Source organism: Mycobacterium sp. (assembly GCF_049280035.1).
GTDB lineage: Bacteria > Actinomycetota > Actinomycetes > Mycobacteriales > Mycobacteriaceae > Mycobacterium.
Genome location: NZ_JBAPPI010000276.1, coordinates 1 through 4,789 on the forward strand (window position 1 = coordinate 1; position 4,789 = coordinate 4,789).

Annotated in this window: 5 protein-coding genes; all 5 read right to left on the minus strand. The window is 64.6% G+C overall.

Annotated features, from left to right (window positions below; all coding sequences use genetic code 11):
• On the minus strand, positions 1-684 hold a 684-nt coding region (locus tag WAN71_RS09020; RefSeq protein ID WP_422225001.1), incomplete at its 3' end, for an ABC transporter permease.
• Positions 681-1,601, minus strand: coding sequence for a glycosyltransferase (locus WAN71_RS09025; RefSeq protein ID WP_422225002.1), 921 nt, complete (start codon positions 1,599-1,601; stop codon positions 681-683). The genes WAN71_RS09020 and WAN71_RS09025, both read right to left, overlap by 4 nt.
• Complete coding sequence (locus WAN71_RS09030) at positions 1,594-2,427, minus strand: ABC transporter ATP-binding protein (protein ID WP_422225003.1); 834 nt, start codon at positions 2,425-2,427, stop codon at positions 1,594-1,596. The genes WAN71_RS09025 and WAN71_RS09030 overlap by 8 nt, the downstream gene beginning before the upstream one ends.
• Positions 2,428-2,437: 10 nt before the next feature.
• Positions 2,438-2,977, minus strand: coding sequence for a bacterial proteasome activator family protein (locus WAN71_RS09035; protein ID WP_422225004.1), 540 nt, complete (start codon positions 2,975-2,977; stop codon positions 2,438-2,440).
• Positions 2,978-2,981: 4 nt separating this feature from the next.
• On the minus strand, positions 2,982-4,789 hold a 1,808-nt coding region (locus WAN71_RS09040; protein ID WP_422225005.1), incomplete at its 5' end, for a DUF6541 family protein.

A 4,789-nucleotide genomic window follows, 5' to 3' on the forward strand; every position in this document is an offset into this window, starting at 1 on the left:
ATGCAGTAGCGGATTCAGCTCGACAATCTTCGCCCAGCTTCCCGCGCCCTGCTGCCGCAGCGTCTCGTCGTTCCAGATGATCGGCGTCATGAAGAACAGCAACTGCACGATGGAAAACAGCAGCGGACCGATGTCGCGGAAGCGAGTCGACAGAATGCCGAAGCACAGCGACACCCACACGCAGTTGAGCACGATCAGCCCCAGCGCCGGGATCACCGAGAGGTCGGCCCACGACCACGGCTTCGGAAAGATGATCGCGATGACGAGGTAGATGACGATGTTGTGGGCGAACAAGATCATCTGCCGCCACACCAGTCGGTAGACGTGCACACTCAGCGGCGTCGGCAGCTGTTTGATCAAACCCTCGTTGGCGACGAACACGTCCGCACCCTCCAGGATGGAGGCGTTGATCAGATTCCAGATGATCAGCCCGAGCGTGACGTAGGGCAGGTGCACCGACAGCTCGAGATGAAACAGCTTGGAGTACAGGCCGCCCATCGCAACAGCCGTGGTGCCGGTGGCGATCGTGATCCAAAACGGCCCCAGCACCGAGCGGCGGTAACGCTGCTTGATGTCCTGCCAACCCAGGTGCAGCCACAACTCGCGCCGGCGATACCCGTCGGCCAGATCACCCCAGGCGCGGGAGAGCGTCTTGGACTGTGCCGCAGCATCAACAATTGTCATGAGCGCGACTCCGGTCTTCCGAACTGTTCCCGCCGCCCCAGCCGGCGCAGCCGCAGCCACTCCAGCAGACCCTTCGGGTCGCGACGGGACACCAAGAAAAACCAGCCGAACCGCAACCATTCCTGGACCAACAGCTTGCGCAGACCCGGCTGCGCCAGCAGGTAGCCGCGATTGCGGTAGGTGAAGTACCGCTTGGTCGGATCGTCGGGATATTGGGTGTGCATCCGCCCGGCGAGAATCGGCTTGAATTCGGCTGACCCACACGGGTGCAGATAGACGGCGTTCAAGCAGGTTCCGAACGGCAGGCCGGACCGGACCAGCCGACGGTGCATCTCTACCTCGTCGCCGCGGACGAACAGCCGCAGGTCGGGCACACCGATCGACTCGAACGTCGAGGCCCGAAACAGTGCTCCGTTGAACAGCGATGCGATGCCCGGCAGCAGATCCTGGTCCTGCGCGGTACGTAATTCGCTGACCAACCTGCGCCAGACCAGGCCGCGGCGCAGCGGAAACGCCAGACGTTGCGGGTCGTCGGCGTTGCACACCATCGGCGACACCTCGGCCAGCCGGTGTTTCTCGGCGCACGCCAGCAGCGTCGCCAGCACTTCGCTGTCTTGCGGGTGACCGTCGTCGTCGGCCAGCCACACCCAATCGGCGCCGGCAGCCAGCGCGTGAAGTATGCCGAGCGCGAAACCGCCTGCGCCGCCGAGGTTTCGGCGCGACGGCAGATAGGTCGTCGGGGTGGGCTGGCCGCCCACCAGATCGCGAACACGGTCGTCTTTGTCATTTTCGAAGTCATTGTCGACCACGATCAACTGGTCGGGCAGCCGGCTCTGGGTGGTCAGCACATCCAGCGACTTGGCCAGTTCGTCGGGGCGCCGGTGGGTCACCACGACGGCGCACACCACATCACTCATCCGCGGGGGCTTTACTGGCGAGCTGCTGGTCGGCGTCAATCTCGCGGGTCTCGGCGAGCACCTCACGCACATGCCGTGCGGCGTCTTCACCTTCGTAGGCACGCACGACGTCTTCGATGCTGCCGGTGAGCTTGATGACGCCGTGGTCGATCCACATCGCGGTCTTGCACAGCCGGGCCAGGAATTCGTTGGAATGGCTGGCGAACACCAGGATTCCGGACCGCTCAACCAGGCGTTGTAGGCGGGACTGCGCCTTCTTGAGGAAGTCGGCGTCGACGGCGCCGATGCCCTCGTCGAGCAACAGGATCTCCGGGTCGATGCTGGTGACCACACCCATCGCCAGCCGTACCCGCATACCGGTGGAATAGGTGCGCAGCGGCATCGACAGGTAGTCGCCCAACTCGGTGAACTCGGCGATCTCGTCGACCTTGGCCAGCATCTGCCGCCGCGTCTGCCCGAGAAACAGGCCGCGGATGATGATGTTCTCGTAACCGGAGATCTCGGGATCCATGCCGACGCCCAGATCGAACACCGGCGCCACCCGACCGGTCACTGTGGCGGAGCCGCGGGTCGGCTCGTAGATGCCCGAAAGCAGCCGCAGCAGAGTCGATTTCCCGGCCCCGTTGTGGCCGACCAGCCCGACGCGGTCACCCAGGCTCAACGACATCGTGATGTCCCGCAACGCCTCGATGACCACTACGTTGGATGCGTTGCGCCCGATCGTGCCACCCAGGACAGTCTTCTTCAGCGAGCGTGATTTCGCGTCGAAGATAGGAAACTCCACCCACGCGTTCTGCGTCTCGATGTGAGGGCGGTGACTCGTCACCGGTTGTCGCCTAGAGGTACTGCCCGGTGCCCGAACCTCCGGGCCTGCCGATACCCGGGGGCAGCGCGCCCTGGCGCATCTGCTCCAACTGCGCACGAGCCGCCATCTGCTGGGCGAACAGCGCGGTCTGGATTCCGTGGAACAGCCCTTCCAGCCAGCCGACCAGCTGCGCCTGGGCGATGCGCAGCTCGGAATCCGACGGGACGGCGCCCTCAGTGAACGGCAGGGTGAGACGGTCGAGTTCCTCACGTAGTTCCGGCGCCAGCCCCTCTTCGAGTTCCCGGATGCTGGTGGCGTGAATCTCGCGTAACCGGTTGCGGCTGGCGTCGTCGAGCGGCGCGGCGCGCACCTCCTCGAGCAGCTGTTTGATCATGGTGCCGATCCGCATCACCTTGGCCGGCTGTTCGACCAGGTCGGTCAGCGACCGGTCATCGGAGTCATCATCCTTGCCGGCCGTCATCAGCCGGGGGTCGAGGCCGCCGATGACCTCGATGTTGTCGTCGTCGTCGTTGCCGTTGCTCAATCCGGTCACTCTCCTTGCCGCTGGCATCTGTTCATGTTTTGGGAGTTGTCGGGGCACCACGCCATTCGTAGATCCAGGCCCCACCGTTGTCGTAGATTTTCGCCCACGACTTCGATTGGTCTATTGACACTAGCCCGTCGGGCACCTTGAACTTCCCGACCGTCGGGACGCTCGTCAGGATGTAGCGAATGTTGAGCGCCCGCACCGCCTCGGCTACTCGCGGATCGTTGTCGCGATCGGCGTAGGCCCAGAAAATGAAGCGGTAGTACCCCGGGCCGGTTTGCTGTGGGAAGTCGTAGTGGGTCCACAGCGGGTGCAGGTCGGCCACCGCGTACATCCACGCGGTGCCGTCGACGTTCGAGTCGCCGATCAGGGTGTTCCGGGCTCCCGGCAAGGTTGCCAGGTAAGCCATCGCGTCGAGGTCTTTCTGGTTGATGATCACCGAGTCGTATTTGTCGCCGAACAGCACCAGGTGCCGGTACAAGTACTGGCGGGCAGTCAGCACGGTGGTGATCACCAGCAGCACCACCGTGGCCGAAACCGCCACGGCCCCAGGCGGTCGCGCGGACCGCCCGGTGAGCCTTTTGGCCAAGGCCACCGCCGCCAACACCATTGCGAACACCGCGATCCCTGCCATCGGCGTGACGAGCATCGTCACCACCGCCGAGAGCCGTCGCGGATCGTTGTAGAAGAATTGGCTGAATTCTTCGATCGTGGCACCGAGCGGGTTGCGAAACGGCGCCCCCGAGTAGATGGTCGCCACGGTCAGCACCAGCCAGAGCACCGGCGGCCACCAGATTCGCTTGTACAGCAGGATTGCCATGCCGATCGCGCTGAGCACGATCAGGCCGTATTGGATCGGGAAATCGTTGAGGTGACGGGTGTGCAAGAGCAGCGCATCGATGACGCCCTGTTTGACGCTCTTGAAGCTGGGGAACGCATGCCCGGCGATGATGTCGGCCTGCTGGGCCACGCCGATGAACTGCGGCGCCAATATCGCCGCCGTCGGCACCGCCACCACCGCCAGGATCAGCACGTCGGCGAGCCGGCCACGCACCGGATGCCAGCACGCGTCGAAAAGCCACCAGGCCAACAGGAACAAGATGACGACGAACCCGCCGGTGAGGTGCACCGACAGCACGCCTACCAATGCCAGCACGGCGGCCGGGATGCGGTCGCGATGCCGAAGGGTCGAGGTGATCAAGACGAACGTCGGGATCGCGACCCCGTAGGCCGCCAGGTTGGGCATCGCGGCGACACCGAACTCCACGTAGGGCACCGAGGTGAACGACGCCGACATCGCGGCCGATGTGGCCGCTGCCCCTGCGGCGAGCCATTCGGACTTGGCACGCGGCCGGAACAGAAACCAGCTGAGCATCGCCGCGCTGGACGGAAACAGCCAAACCGACGCCGCCACCGAGCTCAAGGTGTAGCCGGTCGTCGGCGCCGCCCCGGTGAGCTGACAGAACACCGCAGTCAGGGCGTGAAACACCGACGGGTAGTACAGCGGTTGGTGGGTTTCGACGTTGCGCAGCTCGCCCATGTGGGTGGACGACGCCTGGCCGGTGTCGAGGATGAAGCGCACCTCGTTCGCATGCCAGACCGCATCCCAGGTACTGGGGATGGACTGCCAATGCGTAATGCCGCGATAGGCCGCCCACATGATCAGCAGGCCACCCAGCAGCACACCCGCGGCTACCGTCAGCGCGGGCCAGCCACCGATCGCTCGGGTTTGGGTCTCGGTGTCGCGGTAGCGGGCGAGCAGCGGCTGCAAACCCGTCATCAGTAGGCACACCGCGGCCAGCGTGATGAGTGCTGTCCAACCGTTCCAAGGGATTC